This is a genomic window from Desulfovibrio cuneatus DSM 11391 (assembly GCF_000430005.1).
GTDB lineage: Bacteria > Desulfobacterota > Desulfovibrionia > Desulfovibrionales > Desulfovibrionaceae > Frigididesulfovibrio > Frigididesulfovibrio cuneatus.
Map to the genome: position 1 here is coordinate 1 of NZ_AUCY01000039.1, position 18400 is coordinate 18400.

Sequence of the window (18400 nt, forward strand, 5' to 3'; positions counted from 1 at the left end):
AATTCCACCAAAGATGGCAGTTTCTTCTGCTGTTGGCTTTATCAAAGGGAAAAGTGCCATTTATATCGCTCGCAATTTTTTGGGAAAGCGTCGCAATTTTGTGGGCGAAAGTTTTTGGGCACGAGGATTCTATGTTTCAACTGTTGGGCTCGATGAAGCTTCTGTGCGTGAGTACATCAAGCATCAGGAAAAAGAAGACCAGCGAATAGACCAGTTGCAATTGTTTTGAGGCAGCCGCCTTTAGGCGGTTCAAGCGTTTCTAACCGCTTTGAGCGGTTCACAGCATTTCAAGCCCCCGGCTTTGCCGGGGGTACATGACTACTTTATGCCGTGTACGCAAGGTGCGCCAAGCCCTACGGGCACATGCCACGGGGGCCGAAGCTGCGGCATCTGCCGGGTTTACCGACCAAAGCCACATGCTGCGGGTGTTTAAACAGCACCACAATATGACCCCCGGGCAGTATGCAAAGGCCAATGTTATGATTGCATAGGGCTAGAGCATTTCAACGTTGCAATACTCTGTGGAGGTGCAGCGGACACTCGCAAAGCGTGTCGTTTTATTCTATTAGCACCTTGGGTTGTGTTGAGTTGCCCATGTGTATTACGGAAAATAACTACAACTTTTCAAAGTTAACATACTCTGGTGGCAATGAATTTGGCAAACAGCTGCAAGCCGTGTGCGCCTGCTCGTACTTCATGGGGTGTGTTGGCAGGAATAACCCCCACTGTGCCCGGTGTGTAGGGTGTTGCCAGGGTATTCATGTGGCAAACACCGCTCCCCTGGAGTACTTCATGTAATTCCAGGCTGGCGGGGTGGGTATGCAGTAAAATGGCATGGTCAGGTTCTATGCGCACCATATGGCACGTACACAGGCCGCCAGTGTGTTCTGCGGAAACAAGTGTTTTCAGGAAAACACCTGGGTATTCTTTATGCGGTTGCCAGGGGTGCTGTGCCAGGGCATAGGTGGCTTTACCTGCCAGCAGCGTGCCGTTGTCGAACTGGGAAAAAAGGCTGTGGTCCATTGTGGTTACCTCCATGGGGTTGTTGTTGCAGGAAGGATAACCAGATGCCATGGGCATTAATTGTATAAAATTGCGTTTTTTCCACCTACCACCAGTTTTTGGGGTACACGCGCCGCCGGGACATATTGTTCACCACAACACCCACAACCACCAGCACGGCAACGCTTATGCCCACGGGGTAAAAGGCATAGAGCCAGCCCAGGGCTTTCAGTTCCGGGCTGCCCACCACGGCAATAAGGGCAGAAGCCGCAGCAGGCGGGTGCTGGGTGGCGGTCATTTGCATGGCCGCCACGGCAAGGGCCACTGCCAGGGCAGAGGCCAGCCAGGGGGAGCCAGCCAGCAGGAACTGGGCCAGAACGCCCATAAGGGCAGAAACAATGTGCCCGGCAATGACGTTGCGCGGTTGGGCAAATGGCACCCCTGGCGCGCTGAACACCAACATGGCCGAAGCCCCCATGGAGCCAATAACCAGCCCTTGTTCCGTGCGGCCCCACATGGCAATGTTCACTTCGGCAAGGGCCAACATGCCCAGCAACGCCCCCACAAAGGACCAGCCCACATCTTGAAGGGAAAATCCCCCACGCTCCACGCGCTGGCCCCGCATTTTCATAATATACACAGCAATGCGCAGGGCAATAACGCGCACAACATGGGCTGCCATGCTGTTTTTTTTGCCATATATGCCAAGAAGGCACAAATAAGGACGAACTTTTTTGCGGGCAGCCAGCGCGCGCAGGAAGGATTCAGGTAGTTGCACCATAAGACTTTTCCCTTGTGTAGCAATGGTTTTTAAGGGTTTTCTGGCTTGCAGGGGCATGGGGCGGCTCCTGCGATTTTTCGACAATTAGCTGAAATAATTCAACAAAAATAAAAAAGCTTGCATTCTTTTTTGAGAATGCTTAGAAAATGGAGGACTACCCTTTAACAGCATGTTGTTCGGAGAGGAATTCACATGGTAATGACCCGTAAAGACCGTACTGAAGGCATTTACAGCCGCCGGGAAGTATTGGATGAAGGCGAACGCCGCCAGTTTTACCTTATTCAGTTGAAAGACTTGCTCACATATGCCTACCGCTATTCCGAAGACGTGAAAAAACGTTTCGACAGGGCGCAGTTCAATGTGGAAAAATTCAAGCAGCTTTCAGACTTGAAACATATTCCCATTTTGAAGAAAAAGGAACTTATCTTTTTGCAGTCCATGGGGCCGCGCCTTGGTGGGCTGTTAACAAAAGACATCGGGGAACTGAAGCGTATTTTCCTTTCCCCTGGACCAATTTTTGACCCGGAAGACCGCGTGGACGATTACTGGGGCTATACAGAAGCGTTTTATTCTGTGGGGTTCCGCCCTGGCGACGTAACGCAGGTAACCTTTAACTATCACCTTTCCCCCGCAGGGCTGATGTTTGAAGAGCCCCTGCGCAACCTTGGGTGTGCCGTTATGCCTGCCGGGCCCGGCAACGCCATTACCCAAATTGAGATTATGCAAAAGCTGCGCGTGCAGGGGTTTGTAGGCACGCCCAGCTACCTGATGCACCTTGCCCAAAAGGCCGAAGAAAAGGGCATTAACCTGCGTAAGGAACTGTTCCTGGAAGTGGCTTTTGTCACCGGGGAAAAATTCTCGGAAAAAATGCGTTCCACCCTGGAAAAGAAGTTCGACCTTATCATGCGCCAGGGCTATGGCACGGCAGATGTGGGCTGCATTGGTTATGAATGCTTCCATAAAAACGGGCTGCACATTGCTAACCGCGCCTATGTGGAAATTTGCCATCCAGACACCGGCATTCCCCTGAAAGATGGGGAAGTGGGCGAAATTGTGGTGACAGCGTTCAACAAAACATACCCCCTTATCCGCCTTGCCACGGGCGACCTTTCTTACATCGACAGGGCACCGTGCGCTTGCGGGCGTACAAGCCCGCGCCTTGGCAACATTGTGGGCCGGGTAGACACCACTGCCCGCATCAAGGGCATGTTTGTGTACCCGCACCAGGTGGAGCAAGTGCTTTCCCGTTTTGAAGAAATTAAACGTTGGCAGATTGAAGTGACCAACCCAGGCGGCATTGATGAAATTACCCTGTTCATTGAATGCAGCGCCTTTAAGCGTGAAGATGAACTGCTGCACCAGTTCCGTGAAAAAATTAAACTGCGCCCGGAACTGAAAGTGGTGGCCCCTGGTACCTTGCCTGCGCAGATTAAGCCTATTGAAGACAAGCGCACCTGGGATTAGGAAACGCTGATTTATTCCGTTTGGCTGCGTTACCTTTTTCCGCTCGGGCTGCGAGGAGATGTGCGGGTGGCTTTGCCCCTCGCACTCTCCGCCCTTTCTTCACGGCTCGCTAAGCTCGCGACTGCCGTCGGCTTTAGGGAAACAGCCTTTGGCGGAAGAGTTGACTCGGCCCTTCCTGGCCCTCGGCCTTGGCTCCCACCCTGCGGGCGGTTCCCAATTCCGCTTTCCTGCGGAATTGTCACTCCTGCTTCAAGAAACGTTCGTGCCTTGGCAAACAAAATAACTGAGCGTTTCCCAAATGCCATTTAATCAGTGTTCCCTTAACAGGCATTGTGCTTTGAGTATTGAATGGCAAGGCAGCCATGTGTTGTCTTGCCATTTCTTGCATAGGGCATTCAACGGCAGCGATGAGATGTTTTTACATCCCAACGCTTGAGAATTTACCGTTGTTGCCGTATAGTGCGTTATACCATTACAGTCACGCGGTTGTCGTTACTAGGCAACTGTTGCGCGGCTACACATGAGATGTTTACACGTGGCTTTTGGCCACCCCCAGTGGCTGTTGCCTGGTGGGCAAAGGGCTGCACATTTCACACACAATTACATAACAGAACGAGGGGTTTAAACATGACAAAACGCAGTGTATTGCTGGCCTCTGTATGCATGGTGTTGTTGCTTGGCGGCTGTGCCGGTAAAGAAGTGGTGCAGGAAAAGCCATATACCCACGGCCAGGTGGTTACAAGTTCTGGTTCCCCCATTAGTTTGCAAGACCTTGCCCGCAACCTTTCCGGGGTGGATTATATTCTTGTGGCTGAAACACACAATGACGGGCACCACCACCAAATGCAGGCAGACATTCTGGCCGCACTTGCTGCTTCCGGCGTGCGCCCAACTCTTGGCCTGGAAATGATTACCAAAGATAAGCAGGCCACCCTTGACCTGTTTAATAAAGGCAAGCTTTCTGCAGCCCAATTACCCGGCAAAATTGACTGGAGCGGCAACTGGAGCTTCCCTTACAACCTGTACGACCCCGTGTTCCAGGTTGCCAAAAAGAACAACATTCCTGTGGTTGGTTTGAACACGCCGCGTAGCACGGCCCGCGCCGTTGCCAGCGATAAAGGCGTACCCCCAGCAGAAATGAAGTGGCTGCCCCGCCGCCTTGTAACTGGCAAAACCTTTGATAAGGCAGAGCTGGACAAGCGTGGCCCACGTGCGGATAGTTCCATGACCACCAGCGATTACGCCAAAAAGACCCTTACTGAATATGGCCGCCTGCGTGTGCTTTATGAAAGCAGCATGGCAGACACGGCTGTGGACGTAAGAAGCCGTAACGGTGGCCCTGTGGTTATTATGGTGGGTGTGGAAAACCTGCGTAACGGCAAATTTGGTCTGGCTAAACGCCTGCATGAATTTGACCCCAGCGGTAAAATTGCCGTTATTCTGCCCACCCAAACGGGCGATATAGATCGCTTCTGCAAAATAGAGCCACCTAGCGAGCAAATGAAGGCTGCCATTAACGCAGGTGTGCAGGTATACTTCTTCTGCTCACTGCCTGGGCGGGCTGCTTCCTATAAGTAAGGTTGAGCAACGCCTGCTGCGTATGCAGGCGTAAATACGGTTTGAATAGGAAATAGCGGTGGGGTAACCCACCGCTATTTTTGTGTTTGAAGAGGAGAGGAGGGTAAAGGAGAGGAGAGGAGAGGAGTAAGAGTTCGTGCGGCATGCCGCCGCCCCAGCCTCAGCGGCGTCTTCCCTGCGAAGGCAGGGATCCAGTATTTTTAGATATTTAGCTGGCAGCGCGGCGCAAGCGCCACACCATTTCTTTTTTGATTTGTTTGCCACGCAGCTGGGGATATTGCGGCGCAAGCGCCACATCATTTCTTTTTTCTCTTCATCCGTCCGCTCCGCTTGGGTCAGGGGGCCCTTGTGCGGCCCCCTAACAACCCCACACACTTGGGGCTCTGCCCCAAGACCCCGTTCAGGCCGTGGCCCGCGCTCAGTAGATTTGTTCTGCTTACTCGCTACGCTCATTACGCGAACAAATATATTCGCGCGGGAAGCCACCGTGCCGAGTGAGGGTGATAGGCGCTTATTGGTGGCTTATGAGAATAATGTGTTGTGCCACAGAAGGTAATTGCTTGAGAGGAGGGGAGTGGAGGTAAAGAGAACCGCGCTTCGCATGAGTAAGCGGGCGCAACAAAGCGCGCATACGCTGGTGGGGCTGTGGGTAGCTTCGTCTGAGTGGGGACGGGGTAGGCAATAGGCTGTGCCACAGAAGGTAATTGCTTGAGAGGAGGGAAGTGGAGGTAAAGAGAACCGCACTTTGCATGAGTGAGCGGGCGCAGCAAAGCGCGCATACGCTGGTGGGGGTATGGGAAAATTTATTTGAGCAGGGGAGTAGGTGAAAATATTGCGGCGCTTCGCCGCACCTTACAGATAATTCTTTGAGTTTCCCGTGTCTAACGTGCGCTTTGTTGCGCCCGCTTACCCATGCGCGGTGCTGTTGTTTTGTTGCCGCTTGCTTTCAATGTGGCGATTACCTTGTAAGGCAGTTCTCATGAAGGAAGTTTGTCTAAAATAGCCCACATCGCCTTAGCTTGGCATGGTTGATTTCCCGCGCGAATATATTTGTGTAGCGTACGAGTCTTCGAGTGAGCGAAACAAATCTATTGAGCGTGGACAACAGGCCTAGCGGGGTCACGGGGTGCAATCCCGTGGGTGTGGGGTTGTCAGGGGGCCGCACAAGGGCCCCCTGACCCTAGCGGAGCGGCAAACAAAACAAAAAATCACAAGCTGAGGCGGCGGCACGCCGCACGAGCCCTGCCTCCCGCTATTCAAATAAAGCTGAGGCGGCGGCACGCCGCACGAGCCCTGCCTCTCGCTATTCAAATAAAGCTGAGGCGGCGGCACGCCGCGCAACCCTTCCATGTTCCTACCATAAAAAATTACCCTAACGGCACGCCGCACGAGCCCTCCTCCCTTTCTGCTTGCACAATCACCCACAAAAAAACCCTCCGTAAGGAGGGCTTTCATTACCTAATCAGCAGACTGAGTGGGCAAGGACTGTACAGGGGCCTGTTGTGCCGGTTCTGCACTGGCCGCTTGCAGCAGGGGGGCCAGGTTAGCTTCTGCCTCCATGTCCACCTCGGTAAGGGGAGTTGAAAGCTCGGTTATTTTTGGGGTGCAATCCTCCGCCAGGCGCAGCAGCATTATTTTCTGGTCTTGGGGGGCACCTTCCGCCAGGCGGCGCAAGGCTGTTTGCCATTGTTCCCATACAAGGACTGAGCGGGGTGAAAGGTCCAGGGCATTGCGGAACTTGTTGTGCCCCCCTTCCACAAGGAGAATATCGGAATATTTGCTCACCCGGTACTGTTCATACAGCGCTTCGCCCCAGTAAGCCCATGCGGGAATATAGGTTGGGGAAATAGTGGTGGCCTGCTGAAAGCAGGAACATGCTTCATTGTACCGCAAGCGCTGTATATTTTTCCCACTGGCAGTGAGGGCATGTTGCAAGAGCGCCTTGCCCCAGTCTACCCAGTGAATGGGGTTGGTGGGTTCTTCTGCAACTTTTTGTTTATATGCTTGAAATTCGGAAAGTGTTTCTGTGTGCTTTGAACGTGGTTTGCCGGAAGTGGGAGCATTGAATTTTTTCACCGTGCTGAATACCACGTAAAAAAGTCCAATGAGCAGAAAACCCACAAATAGCATCATATCAGATTCCATAGACTCTCCTTGCCTGAAAATAGCTGTTGCTTCTATTCTGGCACGCTTTTACGCAACGGGCAAGCCTGATATGCGAAAAAATGTTTTGCTATTTGTTGTTGTGGCACAGTGGGTATTGTTCTGCTGCCACGCAACTGGCAGTAGTGGGCTTGCTTGCCGTAATAAGGCTTTTCAGGTGTAGCCGTTTCTTTCGTTCATTGTTCCATGGGAGCAGTTCACATTTTGGTGCAATTTGCTACTTCGCTGAATCTGTGGGCTTTCCCCTAAGCTATGGGTAGCTCCATGCTGATAATAGTCCCGCCCTCAGGGCGTGGCATGGCCCGCACATAGCCTTTGTGGTCGGAAATAATGGAGCGCACAATGGTCAAGCCAAGGCCAGTGCCCCCCTTTTTATGGGTAAAGTAGGGCTCAAACACGCGGGAGCGTTCTTCCTGGGTCAGGCCTGGACCATTATCTGCCACGTCAATGCGCAGCATGTGCAGTTCCTGCTCTAACGAAATGGTGGTGCGTACCCATGGCTTGGGTGTGTGGGAAAGTTCCAGGGCCTGGGCTGCGTTGGTGTAAATGTTCAAGAAGGCGCGTTGCAGGGCTTCTTTGTCCATGGGCACATCGGGCAGTGTTTCCGGCACCAGCAATTCCCAGGTAATGTGGGAGTGGCTGTTGCGGAACAGGTCGGTAATGCTTTGGGCCAAGGGGGGCACTTGCCCAGGCTGGGGCTTTACTTCCGGTAGTTTGGCAAAGGCGGAAAATTCCTGCACCATATCCAAAAGGTGTTCCACCTGCTGCACAATAAGGGTTGTGCTTTGGGTAAATGCGGGGTCGCTCACTTGCCCGCCAAACTTGCGGGCCAGGCGCTGGGCAGAAAGTTTGATGGGGGTAAGGGGGTTTTTAATTTCATGGGCAATGCGCCGGGCCACTTCGCGCCAGGCGGCAGTGCGCTGCATGCGCTCAAGCTCTGAAATATCTTCAAAAACCGCCACGGCCCCGCGGAAAATACCTTCGGTGGCAAAGCCCACAACGTTAATGAACAGGCGTCGTTCTTCACTGCCAATACGAATGCTTACGGTGTGTTGCACCTTTGTGTCGGCCCGTTCACGCAGCCTGTGGCAAATTTCGGTAAGCATGTGCCCATGGGGGGAGGGAAGCAAATTGGCAATGGGCTGGCCCACAAGGCTTTCCCTGGGTATGTGCAAAATCTCCGCAGCGGCATTGTTTACGGTGTTAATGGTGCCTTCCTGGTTAAAGGAAATAACCCCGGAGGCAACGGTGTTGAGCACAGTTTCAATATATTGGCTGTGCCCGGCAATGCGCAGGTTCTGTTCTTCCAGCATGGCATTGGCCCCGGTAAGGGCTTCCTGCTTGTGTTGCAGGTCTTCTGTCATGGCGTTGAAGGAACGGATAAGCACCCCCAGCTCGTCGCTGGAAGAGTCGTTCAGGCGCATGGTAAAGTCGCCTTTGGCAATGGCCGTTGTGCCTGCGGCAAGGGCATGGAGGGGGGCGGCAATTTCACGCGCAACGCGAAAGGCGTACCATATGGCCCCAAGAATGATGAGGCCCGTGAGCACCCCGAGGCTGCTGTAGAGCATGCGCTTTAAGGGCTGTTTAAGCTGGCGCAGGTTTTTGTATTCCCCTTTCCCTTTATTGATGCGGTCAAGGCGGGCTTTAAAGCCACGGCCCATGTCTTCTGCCAGCAGTAAATACCCCTGCTTGCCTTCTTCCAGGGCATGAATCATGAAAATTGCATCAGTTTCCGGGCCGTCCGCCAAGAAAAAAAACGATTCCCTGCCGGAAAGGGCATTCCAGTCTGTCATGGTGGTGGCCACTTGCCAGGTGCTGGCAAGCACCCGTTCCCCCTGCCAGGTCAGTTCAATGCGGTCCGGGTCCAGTATGCCCACAAAGCCTGCCTGAAAAGTTTGGCGTTTTTCAGCCAGCAGTTTTTCCAGAGCAAGGGAAGGAATGGGCCGCCTGCTGCGTAATTCACGGGTAATTTGCTTGCCCTGGGCCGTAAGGCGGGCCCCTGTTTTGTCATACACGGAACGGGCCACGTCCAGGGCCGCATCCATGCTGGTTTCCATTTGGTCTTTAAACCAGAAGTCCATGGAAAGCTGCACATACTTGGTGGTCACCAGGAACATGAGCAGGCAGGGCAGCAGGGAAAGGGTAACAAAGGCAAATACCAGACGGGTGCGCAGGCGCGAACCCAACACCTTGCGCCTGCGTTCCAAGAGCAACTTGAAGGCATTGCGCAGCACCACAAACAAAATGCCCAGCAGCAACACAAAGTTGATGTTGAACATGGCCATGAACAGCGCATCGCCTGCACGTAACTGGTTAATTTGAATGGAAGTCAGTACCAGAACAAGCAAAAAGGCAAACGCCGCTAACAAAAATTCGTTACGCCGTCGTTTTTTTTCTCTGTGGCGTTCCTCGGCAGGGGTACGCACGGGGCTTTGCTGGTATGGTTCTGTCATGAAGGGGCCTGTGTGGGCAGGGTGGCGTGCTTGCGCAGCGTGGGGTAACAGGTTGCAGCGCGTATGTGCTGTGTCCGCTTACTGGGTAACAGGAAGCGGCCTTTCCAGTATTACCTGCGGGGCAACATCGGGCGACCAGAACAGGGTGCTTTGCTCAAGCCAGGGTGGTACTTCCACGTGGTGTACATAAAAAGTAATGCGCAGGGTGTGTTCCCGCTCCGGGTCCAGGCTGGCTCTTTCCGCAGGGGAAAGCAGCGGCAAGCGTAAATTGCGCCAGCTTTGGTGAATAAGGCGGGTAAGGTTTTTCTGGCGCAGGGTAATGGGGCCGGTGGCACCGGGTACGGTCACGGCAAATTCACGGGTCAGGGGGTCGTGGGTAAGCTTGCTGGCAAAGGTTTTGTGTAACAGCTCGGCATTGGACCACCAGGAGCGATTGCCTTCAATGTCAAAGGTAATGGCAAGCTCTATGGTTGCGCCGTCTTTTAGCAGGTCGCGCAGGGCGTCTTCGTCTGAAACAGAACAGGAAAGCGCTGCAAACATGCCTGCGGGTGTGTTTTCCAGGTTGGCGGAATATACCACCAGTTCTTGTTCCGCAGCCTGAGCGAGTAAAGGGTTAAAGCAACAAAAAAACAGAGCCAGGAAAAGGCATACAGTGGCGCAAAAAGAATGTTTTTGCAATGCGGTAGTTTGGGCAGCTATCATGCGGGTGTGAGGTACTCTTGCCTGTAAAGTGTAGGAATGCTGTTTCCATGAAGCTTCTCATATCCTGCCCCGCTTGGCAACATGGCGTTGGCTGGAAAACAAGAGAGCAATTTCATTTTGAAATACTCTAGCATTCTCCCTTGCGGGCAATGTGTTGCGCAGCCCCAGGGCGTGAAACCTTAATAAGCACCTCTGTCACGAACTGGTGGCAGTTGCGTGTGGTCCAGTAGTCTGTCACGTAGCGTTCAAACGACTCTTCCGCCAGGGTATAGCCGTGCTCCCGCGCCCAACGGCACATTTTTTCATAGGTCTGGTCAATAAGCTCATGGGACCCAATGTGGTAGCAGGCTGCCATCATGGAGCCTTGCAGGGTGCGCTGGTGCTGGGGGGGGCATGGCAAAATGGTTTTTTGCAACACCTGCAAACTGGTGCACGTGTTTTGAATGCGTTCTGTGACAGATGGAAAGCACAAAATAACCGGGCCAGTAATTTTGTTGCCTATTTCTTCCACAAAATTGGCAAAGTCAATGTTGATAACCGTGGTGCGGATATCTTGGTCAAAGGCCTGGTTGAAACAAAGCACTGGCCCCAGTTCCACATACTTCACGGAAACTTCAGAAATGTTGTTGTCCAGCACCATTTCTGCTTCCAGAATAAGGTCGTACCAGTCTTTAACTGAAATGTGCTGTTGCCGGATTTCTTCTTGTTCCCGCTCCAGCTCTTCAATTTTGTGCAGGAATGAATTGCGTATGGCGCTGTAAACGTTGGGCAGGTTGCCTTCAATAAATTCACGCATTTCCTCAAGTTTAAAGCCCATTTGCTTGTAATACTTGATGACTGGCACAGCCAGCAGTGATTCATGGGTGTAATACCTGTAGTTGTTGTAATCTTTACGCTGGGTGGTAATAATGCCGATATTGTCGTAATATCGCAGGGCTTTTTTGGAAATATTGCAAATGGTACTGACTTCACCAATGGAATAACGGGGCTTGTAATTCACAGCCGTTCCTCCTGGATATGCCGCGTGTTGGAGCAATTTCACTGTGAAAGTGCTCAGTGGACGCAACGCGGACACCCGCGAAGCGTGTCGTTCAATTCTCGTATAACAGCGTGATACATGGAAAATTCCATGAACGTTACGGTAGTTTACTGTTGATGTTAACAATCAAACTGCACTAGGGGGAGAAAAGTGAGAATGGCCCGGGGCCACGCAGCCGGTAGCAGGAGCCATGGACCTTAAAGCTAACAGGATTATGTGAGGAATGAAAGGGGGGCGTGCCGGCAACAGTATTGCCAGCACGCCCGGCGCAATGATTAATCTTTAATATACTTGTTAATTGTTGCCATGCCTTCTTCGTGGGCACGGAAGTACACACGCACTTCCCCTGCGTCATCCAGGTCAAAGCGGGCTTCTTCCAGCAGGCCATTGGCTTCTGCTGTCATGAGGGCGTTAAGAATATCCGCTTTGTTAAAGGCCTTGAAGGTGCTGTACTGGTCTTTCAGGGCTGCCATCACATCTTCAACGCAAGACTCTTTACCATTGGTAAAGTGCTTCAAAATGGCGTAGTTAAGTGGCTTCATTACGCACCTTCGCTTTGCTTTTTGAACAGGTCAAGGGGGTTCATGGCAATGGTGAAGATACCGATTACCATAATCACAGCAGCAGCCCAGGCAATGGGCGGAATGGTCCAGCCGCTCCGCCCGAACATGATGCCCAGAATGAGCCAGCAGAAGAACGGACCCCAAAAGGAGAACATGCCATTGCAAGACATACCCAGGGCGGCACCGCACATGGCATTGCCTTTGTACCACAGCATGAAGCCGAAGTAAGAACCGAACCCGGCCACCACAAACCAGATGAGGGAGGTGGCGTCGGTAAAGGTGGCGGCAATCATGCTTACGGGGTTCACACCGCTAATCATGCTGAACAGGGGCACAAGAATGATGAGGTTGGAAAGGCTGGAAGTAACTTGGCGAATGGTAATGCCGATTTCCGGGTCGATCATGGAAGTGCCGTAGCCTGCCACACATCCTTCAAGGCCCCAGCCGAAAGCGGCTAGCAGACCAAAAAACAGCCCCAGAAACAGGTTGGCAGGGGCGTCGTCCCCAAGGCCAGTCAGGCCAATCATAAAACTGGCCACAAGGCAGATGAAAATACCCAGCATCATACGGGCGTTAAGTTCCTGCTTGAACAGGATACGCCCCAAAATGGCCCCAATGGCAGGGCATAGGGCGCTGATGGGCACAACAAGGGAGCCAGCCTGCTGCAGGCCTACCACGTAGCAGGTGCTGGCAATGGGGCCGCCAATAACGGCTGCGCCAACCATAACCATGCCTGGCTTCGTTTTGATGCAGCGGAAAAAGTCGCCAATTTTCCCTTTGAAGGTGGCTATGCCAAGGGCCCAGCCTGCGCTGCATGTGTCTGTGGCGGCTGCGCCAAGGGCGCTGAGTAGAAACATGACGGCAAATGCGGAAAGTCCGGAGTTTTCCCCATACCATGTGCTCCAAATACCCATAGACATGGCATAGGTCATAAATGCTGTGTAGGTGCCATAAAACATACCTGAAAGCACGGCTGTGATAACGCCCTTTCTGAGAAAGTCGGCAGCCAGTTTTTTCTTGGCCGCCATGGCGGCTTGGTTGTTTGAACCCATTCTTTACTCTCCTTGTGCCGTTAGATGAACCATACCTTACGCAGGCCGCACTTGGTGTCTGCGTCTCTCCTGGCCGGTTGCGCGCCGCCTGGTGTGTGCTGGGTGGCAAAACCCACACCTGTTGGCTCTCCTCATGCAATTCTGGGGGGTACCTGAAGGTTGGCTACTATTATAATAGCCGGAAGCGGAAAAGATTACCCCATGAGGAATATTTTATCATTACCCTTGAGAGGAAGGTCAATGCCTTAAAATGAAAAAAGCACTTGCGCATACCATATTTATGTAATTAATTGTTATTGCTGGACAAAATTGAACTCCCTGTAAGGCGTTTTCAGTGCCGGATTTTGCCTGAAATCGTTGTAAAGCCGTATCAAAGAACGGTTAATAGCCCATAGCTCAAGTTGCCCCCATGGGAAGGGTACAGGAAGAGTGGAAATAGGCCTATAAGCAGGATTAGTAACTGCTATGCTTTTATTTATCAGGTAAATTAAGGAGATATTAGGAAAGACATGAGAAATTAAAAAAAGCTTGACATTCCCCTATCGGGGAGGGGCTACTGTAGTAGAAACTCTGGCTAATGTAAGTACGCCATGCAGGCAATTCGTAGCAACATACAACAGTAACACAGCACTTTTGGGGGAACTATGCGGTATCACGGTGAAGAAGCATTAGGTCTTGTTGAAACCCTTGGTATGGTTCCTGCTATTTATGGGGCCGATGCCATGCTTAAAGCTGCTAACGTGCAGCTTGTTGCCTATGAAAACGTGGGCTCCACCCTTGTTACCATTCTGGTAAAAGGCGATGTGGCCGCTGTAAAAGCCTCAGTTGATGCAGGCAAGGTTGCCGCAGCCAGCATTGGTAAGCTTACCGCTTCCAACGTCATGGCGCGCCCCATTCGCCCTGTGGGGGATATCGTTTCCGTGCATGCCATGGAAGACGATACAGATGCTGCAAGCCGCACCCGCGCCCTTGCCGCCATTGAAACGTTTGGCATTGTGTACCTTCTTGAAGCTGCGGACGCCATGCTCAAAGCCGCTGATGTAACCCTGCTTGGCTATGAAAACGTTGCCTCCGGGTACGTTTCAGTTCTTATTGAAGGCGACGTGGCTGCTTGCCAGGCCGCAGTACAAGCCGGGGTTAAAGCTGTAGAAGCTATGGGCACCAATGTGTACAGCTCTATGGTTATTCCCATGCCCCACGTTGATCTGAAAAAAATCACCAAACGCTACGCTATCGAAAACCTCCTGCCATAACGCCCTCTCTTTGAGGCTCGTTCTGGCTGTCAGTGTGCCTTTTTTCCCGTGTCATGCTTCACTGGAGTCTTCCGGTGTACCTAGGGGTAAACAATGATAGTGGACAGCGACCTTCTCTCCATGCAGCAAGCCAGAATTCTGGCTGAGAATGCGTTTTGCGCACAGAAAAAACTGGCCGCATTTTCTCAGGAAAGCCTGGATGCCATAGTGGAACATGTGGCGGCGTGTGTTAAGCCCCATGCTGCTTCCCTTGCCCGGCAATGCCAGGAAGAAACCCATTACGGCAATGCCACGGACAAAGAGGCCAAAAACCTGTTTGTGTGTGGGCGGGCACTGGAAGCTTTGCGCGGTATGCGCTGCGTTGGCGTTGTGGCGGAAGATACCGCCAAGGGAACCCTGGATGTTGGTGTGCCCCTTGGGGTAATTGCTGCCCTGTGCCCTGCCACCAGCCCTGTTTCCACTGCCTTGTGGCAGGTGCTGCTTGCCATTAAGTCTGGCAACGCCATCATTTTTTCCCCCCACCCCCGCGCCGTAAAAACGTTGCGTACCCTGTTCGGCATTATTCAGGCCGCAGCGGCGGAACGTGGTTTGCCGCAAGGCTGCATTGCCTACCTTGAAACGGTAAGCAAAAGCGGTGCCCTGGAACTTATGCGCCACCCTGCCATTTCCCTTATTATGGCTGCCAGCGCCCCCACCACGTTGCCTGATGTGCTTGCCTGCGGCAAACCCGTCATTTTTGGTGGCACAGGCAATGGCCCGGCCTTTATTGAGCGCACCGCCAACATTCCCCAGGCTGTGGCCGACATTGTTGCCAGCAAAAGCTTTGATTATGGCATGGCCCCTTCGGCGGAACAGTCTGTGGTGGTGGAAGCGTGTATTGCCCATGAAGTGGAACACGCCATGCAAGCCCAGGGTGTGTATTTTATGACGGAGGCAGAAGCCGCTGCCCTTGCGGGGCTTTTATTCTGCAACAACGGTGGGCGTAAGCCTGCTGCCGTGGGCGTAAGCGCCCAAACCCTTGCCAGCCGCGCAGGCTTTCTGGTGCCGCAAAACACCAAGGTGCTGGCTGCCCGGCGGGCGTTTGTTTCTGAAGCAGACCCCTATTCGCGTGAGCTGTTGGCCCCGGTGCTGGCCTATTATGTTGAGGCCGACTGGATGCATGCCTGTGAAAAATGCATTGAACTGCTCCTGCATGAAAAAAACGGGCACACCCTGGTTATTCACTCCAACTCGCCGGAAGTTATCCGCCAGTTTGCGCTGAAAAAGCCTGTGGGCCGTATGCTGGTAAACACCCCGGCTGCCTTTGGCGGCATGGGCATGACAACCAATCTCTTCCCTTCCATGATTCTGGGCAGCGGTTCTGCCGGGCGCGGCATTACAGCCGACAACGTTTCACCGCTGCACCTTACGTATATACGCAAAATCGGCTATGGCGTGCGGCCTTGCCCAGGGGTGCAGCCTTGCACCTGCGCGGCAGCCCCTGCCAGTTCCCCCTGCCTGCCTGCCAGCCAGGAACAAAGCCTTGAAGCGCTTAGGCGCTTGTTGGCAGCGGCCCTTGGCGGCACACAAGGCTAGAGCATTGTAACGTAAAACAGTTACAGGGCTTTGCGCGGCTTGGTGCAACATCCGCGGTATACACCGGATGCACAGTGGTACTATCCGTTGCAAAGTGAATATGCTCTCAAAGACATTTAACGCAGATAATCCGTTACAGGGAGGATACACAGTGAACCTTGAAGAATTTTCCACAAAGCTTGCTGAAGCTGCCAGAAACCTTACTCCAGAAGAACGTGCCTCGCTGAAAAAGCTGTTTGAAGGTGTGGAACTGAACACCCAGGCTGCCTACCCCAGCACAGGGGCAACCCCTGCTACTGGCACGGGCATTCCCAATGGCCCCACCGAACGCCACGTGAAGCTGAAGGAAAACTTTCTGAAGCAGGTGCCCCGGGTGACCATTCACCGTGCTCTTATTGCCACAAAAATTGACAGGGAAAACCCCGGCCTGCCCAAAATTATGATGCGGGCCAAATGCTTCCGCGCCTGCTGCGAAAGCGCTCCCCTGGTGATTCAGGACAACGAACTTATTGTAGGTTCCCCTTGCGGTTCCCCCCGTGGTGGGGCTTTTTCCCCGGACCTTTCCTGGCGCTGGCTGCGTGACGAACTGGAAACTATCGGTTCACGCCCGCAAGATCCGTTCTACGTTTCCGAGGAAGATAAAAAGGTTCTGCGCGAACAAATATTCCCTTACTGGGAAGGCAAGTCTGTGGACGAATACTGCGAAAACCAGTACCGCGAAGCAGGCCTGTGGGAACTTTCCGGCGAATCGTTTGTTTCCGACTGCTCCTACCACGCCCTGAACGGTGGTGGCGACTCCAACCCCGGCTACGACGTTATCCTGATGAAAAAAGGGATGCTGGACATTCAGCAGGAAGCACGGGAACACCTTGCCCACCTGGATTATGAAAACCCGGAAGACTTGGACAAGATTTACTACTACAAGGCCATGCTGGATATTACCGAAGGCGTCATGATTTATGCCCGTCGCCTTTCCAATTACGCCGCAGAACTTGCCGCCAAGGAAACCAACCCCAAGCGCAAGGCCGAACTGCTGAAAATTTCCGAAGTAAACGCCCGTGTGCCAGCCCACAAGCCCAGCACCTTCTGGGAAGCCATTCAGGCTGTGTGGACCATTGAGTCATTGCTGGTGGTGGAAGAAAACCAGACAGGCATGTCCATTGGTCGTGTGGACCAGTATATGTACCCTATGTTCAAGGCTGACCTTGAAGCTGGCCGCATGACAGAATACGAAGCATTCGACCTTGCCGGGTGTATGCTTGTGAAAATGTCTGAAATGATGTGGCTTACCAGCGAAGGGGCTTCCAAGTTCTTCGCCGGGTACCAGCCTTTCGTGAACATGTGTGTGGGCGGGGTAACCCGTGAAGGGCGCGACGCCACCAACGAGCTTACCTACCTGCTTATGGACGCTGTGCGCCACGTGCGTATTTACCAGCCTTCCCTGGCAACACGGGTGCACAACCGTTCCCCCCTGCCTTACCTGAAAAAAATTGTGGAAGTTATCCGCTCCGGCATGGGCTTCCCCGCCGTTCACTTTGATGACGCCCACATTAAAATGATGCTTGCCAAGGGCGTTTCCATGGAAGATGCCCGTGATTACTGCCTTATGGGCTGCGTGGAGCCGCAAAAAGCAGGCCGCCTGTACCAGTGGACATCCACAGCCTACACCCAGTGGCCCATATGCATTGAACTGGCACTGAACCACGGGGTGCCCCTGTGGTATGGCAAAAAAGTGTGCCCGGACCTGGGCGACCTTTCTGCCTATGATACCTATGAAAAGTTTGATGCCGCCGTTAAAGAGCAAATCAAGTACATTACCAAGTGGACAAGCGTTGCCACCGTTATTTCCCAGCGCGTGCACAGAGATATTGCCCCCAAGCCGCTTATGTCCATGATGTATGAAGGCTGCATGGAAAAAGGGCTGGACGTGGCCGCTGGCGGTGCCATGTATAACTTTGGCCCCGGCGTTGTGTGGAGTGGCCTTGCCACCTACGTAGACTCCATGGCTGCCATCAAAAAGCTGGTGTACGACGACAAAAAGTACACCCTTGCCCAAATGAACGAAGCGCTGAAAGCCAACTTTGAAGGCTATGACAAAATCTGGGCCGACTGCCGCAATGCACCTAAATACGGCAACGACGACGATTACGCCGACGATATCGCTTCGGATATCGTGTACTTTACCGAAGTGGAGCACCGCAAGTTCAAGACCCTGTACTCTGTACTGAGCCACGGCACGCTCTCCATTTCCAACAACACCCCCTTTGGCCAGTTGCTTGGTGCTTCTGCCAACGGGCGTAAGGCATGGTTGCCCCTTTCCGACGGAATCAGCCCTTCCCAGGGTTGCGACTGCAAAGGCCCCACCGCCATCATCAAGTCTGTTTCCAAAATGGCAAACGACAACATGAACATCGGCATGGTGCACAACTTCAAAATCATGTCTGGCCTTCTGGATACACCGGAAGGGGAGAACTCCATCATTACCCTGCTGCGCACAGCCAGCATGCTGGGCAACGGTGAAATGCAGTTCAACTACCTGGACAACGACACCTTGCTGGAAGCCCAGAAAAACCCTGAAGAACACCGCGACCTTGTGGTGCGGGTGGCTGGCTACAGCGCCTTCTTCGTGGAACTGTGCAAAGACGTGCAGGATGAGATCATCAGCCGGACCATGCTGAACTCCATCTAGGAAACGCTGAGTTTTCCGTTTGGCTACGTTACTTCACTTTTTTTGCGGTGGGGCAGGACCGAAGAGTCCAGCACCCACCTCCAAAA

The 18400-nt window shown here is 53.0% G+C and carries 15 protein-coding genes; 7 read left to right on the forward strand and 8 right to left on the reverse strand.

Annotated elements, in window-relative coordinates:
• Both G497_RS17695 and G497_RS19870 read left to right on the forward strand, forming a co-directional pair.
• The coding region (locus G497_RS17695) for a transposase (RefSeq protein WP_027186833.1) at positions 1-229 on the forward strand (229 nt) is incomplete at its 5' end.
• Positions 230-314: 85 nt separating this feature from the next.
• Positions 315-491 (forward strand): helix-turn-helix domain-containing protein, encoded by a 177-nt coding sequence (locus G497_RS19870; RefSeq protein ID WP_084516196.1) that lies wholly within the window; start codon positions 315-317, stop codon positions 489-491.
• A 139-nt stretch (positions 492-630) separates the two neighbouring features.
• Here G497_RS19870 and G497_RS0110245 read toward each other — a convergent pair whose 3' ends face one another.
• Positions 631-1023 (reverse strand): cupin domain-containing protein, encoded by a 393-nt coding sequence (locus G497_RS0110245; RefSeq protein WP_027188078.1) that lies wholly within the window; start codon positions 1021-1023, stop codon positions 631-633.
• Positions 1024-1108: 85 nt separating this feature from the next.
• Complete coding sequence (locus G497_RS0110250; protein WP_051258034.1) at positions 1109-1840, reverse strand: HPP family protein; 732 nt, start codon at positions 1838-1840, stop codon at positions 1109-1111.
• Between the two features lie 141 nt (positions 1841-1981).
• Here G497_RS0110250 and G497_RS0110255 point away from each other — a divergent pair, with 141 nt between their 5' ends.
• A complete protein-coding gene (locus tag G497_RS0110255) occupies positions 1982-3247 on the forward strand; it encodes a phenylacetate--CoA ligase family protein (RefSeq protein WP_027188080.1) in 1266 nt (421 codons plus the stop codon).
• 627 nt (positions 3248-3874) lie between these two features.
• Positions 3875-4825, forward strand: a complete 951-nt coding sequence (locus tag G497_RS0110260) for a ChaN family lipoprotein (protein WP_027188081.1) — start codon at positions 3875-3877, stop codon at positions 4823-4825.
• Positions 4826-6283: 1458 nt separating this feature from the next.
• On the opposite strand, the gene G497_RS0110270 is transcribed toward G497_RS0110260, so the two are convergent.
• The 6 genes from G497_RS0110270 to G497_RS0110295 all read right to left on the reverse strand — a co-directional run bounded on the left by G497_RS0110270 (position 6284) and on the right by G497_RS0110295 (position 12797).
• On the reverse strand, positions 6284-6970 hold the full coding sequence (locus G497_RS0110270; RefSeq protein WP_027188082.1) for a hypothetical protein: 687 nt from the start codon (positions 6968-6970) through the stop codon (positions 6284-6286).
• Between the two features lie 263 nt (positions 6971-7233).
• Positions 7234-9441 (reverse strand): sensor histidine kinase, encoded by a 2208-nt coding sequence (locus G497_RS0110275; RefSeq protein WP_034637511.1) that lies wholly within the window; start codon positions 9439-9441, stop codon positions 7234-7236.
• A 78-nt stretch (positions 9442-9519) separates the two neighbouring features.
• On the reverse strand, positions 9520-10143 hold the full coding sequence (locus tag G497_RS19240; protein WP_051258035.1) for a DUF4390 domain-containing protein: 624 nt from the start codon (positions 10141-10143) through the stop codon (positions 9520-9522).
• A 127-nt stretch (positions 10144-10270) separates the two neighbouring features.
• Entirely contained in the window at positions 10271-11143 is an 873-nt protein-coding gene (locus G497_RS0110285) for a choline utilization transcriptional activator (RefSeq protein ID WP_027188084.1), read from the reverse strand.
• 314 nt (positions 11144-11457) lie between these two features.
• On the reverse strand, positions 11458-11724 hold the full coding sequence (locus G497_RS0110290) for a hypothetical protein (RefSeq protein WP_027188085.1): 267 nt from the start codon (positions 11722-11724) through the stop codon (positions 11458-11460).
• Positions 11724-12797 (reverse strand): DMT family transporter, encoded by a 1074-nt coding sequence (locus tag G497_RS0110295; RefSeq protein ID WP_027188086.1) that lies wholly within the window; start codon positions 12795-12797, stop codon positions 11724-11726. Before G497_RS0110295 ends, G497_RS0110290 begins: the two co-directional genes overlap by 1 nt.
• Positions 12798-13441: 644 nt before the next feature.
• On the opposite strand from G497_RS0110295, the gene G497_RS20870 reads away from it, so the two are divergent.
• The 3 genes from G497_RS20870 (at position 13442) to cutC (ending at position 18314) form a co-directional block, all read left to right on the forward strand.
• The gene (locus G497_RS20870) at positions 13442-14050 is read left to right on the forward strand and encodes a BMC domain-containing protein (RefSeq protein ID WP_027188087.1); all 609 of its coding nucleotides are present in this window, start codon (positions 13442-13444) and stop codon (positions 14048-14050) included.
• Positions 14051-14143: 93 nt separating this feature from the next.
• Complete coding sequence (locus tag G497_RS17705) at positions 14144-15625, forward strand: aldehyde dehydrogenase family protein (RefSeq protein WP_051258036.1); 1482 nt, start codon at positions 14144-14146, stop codon at positions 15623-15625.
• Positions 15626-15776: 151 nt separating this feature from the next.
• Positions 15777-18314, forward strand: coding sequence for a choline trimethylamine-lyase (cutC, locus tag G497_RS0110310; protein WP_027188088.1), 2538 nt, complete (start codon positions 15777-15779; stop codon positions 18312-18314).
• The last annotated feature ends 86 nt before the right edge of the window (positions 18315-18400 follow it).

Bases quoted from the DNA above. Each gene is read 5' to 3' on its own strand.
- G497_RS0110255 (WP_027188080.1), top strand. From the start codon at position 1,982: ATGACCCGTAAAGACCGTACTGAAGGCATTTACAGCCGCCGGGAAGTA.
- G497_RS0110295 (WP_027188086.1), bottom strand. From the start codon at position 12,797: ATGGGTTCAAACAACCAAGCCGCCATGGCGGCCAAGAAAAAACTGGCT.
- G497_RS17705 (WP_051258036.1), top strand. From the start codon at position 14,144: ATGATAGTGGACAGCGACCTTCTCTCCATGCAGCAAGCCAGAATTCTG.
- G497_RS20870 (WP_027188087.1), top strand. From the start codon at position 13,442: ATGCGGTATCACGGTGAAGAAGCATTAGGTCTTGTTGAAACCCTTGGT.
- G497_RS0110250 (WP_051258034.1), bottom strand. From the start codon at position 1,840: ATGCCCCTGCAAGCCAGAAAACCCTTAAAAACCATTGCTACACAAGGG.
- G497_RS0110275 (WP_034637511.1), bottom strand. From the start codon at position 9,441: ATGACAGAACCATACCAGCAAAGCCCCGTGCGTACCCCTGCCGAGGAA.
- G497_RS19870 (WP_084516196.1), top strand. From the start codon at position 315: ATGACTACTTTATGCCGTGTACGCAAGGTGCGCCAAGCCCTACGGGCA.
- G497_RS0110245 (WP_027188078.1), bottom strand. From the start codon at position 1,023: ATGGACCACAGCCTTTTTTCCCAGTTCGACAACGGCACGCTGCTGGCA.
- G497_RS0110290 (WP_027188085.1), bottom strand. From the start codon at position 11,724: ATGAAGCCACTTAACTACGCCATTTTGAAGCACTTTACCAATGGTAAA.
- G497_RS0110260 (WP_027188081.1), top strand. From the start codon at position 3,875: ATGACAAAACGCAGTGTATTGCTGGCCTCTGTATGCATGGTGTTGTTG.
- G497_RS19240 (WP_051258035.1), bottom strand. From the start codon at position 10,143: ATGATAGCTGCCCAAACTACCGCATTGCAAAAACATTCTTTTTGCGCC.
- G497_RS0110270 (WP_027188082.1), bottom strand. From the start codon at position 6,970: ATGGAATCTGATATGATGCTATTTGTGGGTTTTCTGCTCATTGGACTT.